Origin of the sequence: Rhodanobacter terrae (assembly GCF_042657005.1) — a bacterium.
Lineage (GTDB): Bacteria > Pseudomonadota > Gammaproteobacteria > Xanthomonadales > Rhodanobacteraceae > Rhodanobacter > Rhodanobacter terrae.
Genome location: NZ_JBHSNG010000082.1, coordinates 1 through 878, shown reverse-complemented (window position 1 = coordinate 878; position 878 = coordinate 1). Strand labels below are relative to the sequence as shown.

Here is an 878-nt window from a genome sequence, read left to right as displayed (position 1 = left end):
TCCTGATTCCCCACATCACGCATCCAACGTTGCGAGCCGATAACTCAGCGGCGGCGTCCGCGCGGCAGCGACGATGAGCCGCGGCACCAGGGCGGCCAAGTCGAAGCGACGATTGAAGCGGTAACAGAACTCGGACAGATAGCGCTGCAGGTACTTCGGACGCAGCGCATGGTAAGTGCCGTGCAGCGCGTTCTTGACGTTGCCCAGCATCGTGTTGACCCACGTGAAGATGGGATGCCCCAGATCGGGGACGCCACCACCGGTGGGGATGGCGGTATGCGTGCAATCGGCATCGGTCACGCCGGGAAAACACTTCAACCCGTCAGTGACGACCGCCGTACCCGGCGCCAAGTGGCGTTGGGCCCACGCGGCCAACACCGTTTTGCGAAACCCCGCCACCTCATCCATCCGCATGGCGATGGGGTGCCCCTCGGCGGTGCACTGCACCGCCGCGACAAACGGTGTCTTGCCGGGGCTGCCGCGGCCCACGCCACCGCCGTGCCGTTCGCCGCCCCAATACGCATCGTCCATCATCACGATGCCGCCCAGTACCTGCTCGCTGTCGCGCTCGACCATCCCCTGCATCAGCTTGTGCTTGAGCAGCCACGCCGTGTTATACGACACGCCCAGTTGCCGCCGCAGCGCCAGCGCCGAGATGCCGTTCTTGTGCTGGGTCAGCAGGTAGATCGCCAGAAACCACGTCCGCAACGGCAACTTGGTCTCGGCGAACAGCGTGCCGCTGGTCAGCGACACCTGCCGCTTGCAGCGGTTGCACTGATACACGTCGCGGCGTTTGAGATGACAGTGGCCGGTCTGACCGCAGTCTTGGCAGCGGAACCCGCCCGGCCAACGCACCTGCGCCAGCGCCTCGCGGCACT

Annotated in this window: 1 protein-coding gene; it reads right to left on the bottom strand. The window is 65.6% G+C overall.

What is annotated here, in order from left to right; genetic code table 11:
* Window positions 1–15 precede the first annotated feature (15 nt).
* Window positions 16–878, bottom strand: an 863-nt coding sequence (locus tag ACFPPB_RS20320) for an IS1595 family transposase (RefSeq protein WP_377330483.1), incomplete at its 5' end; no start/stop codon positions are given.